This window comes from Paraburkholderia sp. RL18-085-BIA-A (assembly GCF_046027075.1).
Taxonomy (GTDB): Bacteria; Pseudomonadota; Gammaproteobacteria; order Burkholderiales; family Burkholderiaceae; genus Paraburkholderia.
The window spans coordinates 1-1,687 of sequence record NZ_JARESU010000390.1 but is presented as its reverse complement, the minus strand read 5'-3'; the positions used below and the strand labels follow the sequence as shown (position 1 = coordinate 1,687).

1 protein-coding gene is annotated in these 1,687 nt (G+C 65.3%); it reads left to right on the top strand.

Features of this window, described 5'->3' with window-relative positions; genetic code table 11:
- The first annotated feature begins 92 nt into the window (after positions 1-92).
- Positions 93-1,571: a hypothetical protein gene (locus tag P0D89_RS52675; protein ID WP_408371087.1), complete on the top strand. Its 1,479-nt coding sequence runs from the start codon at positions 93-95 to the stop codon at positions 1,569-1,571.
- Positions 1,572-1,687 lie beyond the last annotated feature (116 nt).

Genomic DNA, 1,687 nt, shown 5'->3' with positions numbered 1-1,687 from the left:
GGCGAGGTTCAAACCAGGGTTACATGCGGGAGGCTTGATGAGGCTGCCATGGTCGATAATGGCAGCCCATTTTCTTCAAGCGTGGTGCATGCATGAATCGGTCCGCCAGCGTGGCAGCGAGGCTGCCTGAGAGTGAGCGCAGGAAGCTGGCCGTTCAGGCGTTGGCGGGATCGGAAACGATCAGCGAACTGTCCGCGAGGCTCGGCGTGAGTCGCAAGTTCGTCTACGCGCAAAGGGGCAAGGCGAGCGACGCGCTCAATGACGCGTTCTCTGCAGCGGTAGCCGATGACGAGGTACTGTTTCAGTTGCCGGTCACCAGGACCTGGTTGCGTCAGGTGATGCTCGGGCTGACGCTGATCTGCCGCAGTTCGTATCGCGGTGTGACGGAGTTCATGCGCGATCTGCTGGGCGTGTCCGTCAGCGTGGGCAGCGTTCACGAGGTGCTGCAATGGGCCGCGCAGCAGGCCGGCGCGATCAACCGCGAGCAGGACCTCTCAGGTATCCGCGTGGGCCTGCACGACGAGATCTTCCAGGGCTCGACGCCGGTGCTCGCCGGCGTCGATGCGCAGTCGACCTACTGCTACCTGCTGGCGGCCGAAAAGCATCGCGACGCCGACACCTGGGGCGTGCACCTGCTCGACGCTTCAAGGCAGGGTCTGGATCCCGACTACACGATTGCCGATGCGGGCCAGGGCCTGCGCGCCGGACAGAAGGCTGCCTGGGGCGACACGCCGTGCCATGGCGATGTGTTTCACATCCAGCGCCAGTGCGAGGCGCTCGCCAACACGCTGGGCAACCTCGCCCGGGGCGCCCGCACCCGGCGCCAGAAGCTCGAAGCCAGGATCGATCGCGCCCGCGCGCGGGGTTGTGCGGGCCGCTTCGCTGCCGCGCTGAGACGGTCGCGCCAGGCTGACGCCCAGGCGCATGAACTGGCCCGCGACATCCGCACACTCACTCAGTGGCTCAGCCATGACATTCTGGCGTTGGCGGGTCCGGTGCTTGCCACCCGGCAGATACTGTTCGACTTCGTTGTCGAGGAATTGCTCGGACGCGAGCATCAGGACGCGCGTCGCATCCGCCCGGTGCGCGTGGCGTTGCAGAACCAGCGCGACGACCTGCTCGCGTTCGCCGGCGTGCTCGATGAAAAGCTCGCTGCCATCGCGCACGCCGCGAACGTACCCGACGATCTCGTGCGCGCCGCGTGCGTGCTGCACCGCAAACCCACCACCTCGCCCGCGTACTGGCAAGGCTGGGGCTGGTTACGATCAAAACTGGGCGCCCGCTTCCACGCCGTCTTCGCCGCCGTGACGCAGGTCATGGAACACACGCCGCGCAGCAGTTCACTGGTCGAGAATCTCAACTCGCGGCTGCGCAACTACTTCACGCTGCGGCGCCATCTGGGCACCCCGTACCTCGGCCTGCTGCGCTTCTTCCTGAACCATCGGCGCTTCGTACGCAGCCGCCGGGCTGAACGAAAAGGCAAGAGTCCGCATGAACTGATGACCGGTCAGCACCATGCGCACTGGCTTACGCTGCTCGGACTCGGCCCTCTTCAGCCACAGCGAACCTGACGCGCGGAGGTTCACGGCCTCCATTTATATCGCATCGCTAACTAATCAGGCCGTCACAGGCAGGACGACGACGCTCGTCCGTGCAACCCAAATTCCGTCGATTCTGAACCACGCCC

Excerpts from the sequence above, each read along its gene's own strand:
- P0D89_RS52675 (WP_408371087.1), top strand. The coding sequence starts at position 93 with ATGAATCGGTCCGCCAGCGTGGCAGCGAGGCTGCCTGAGAGTGAGCGC.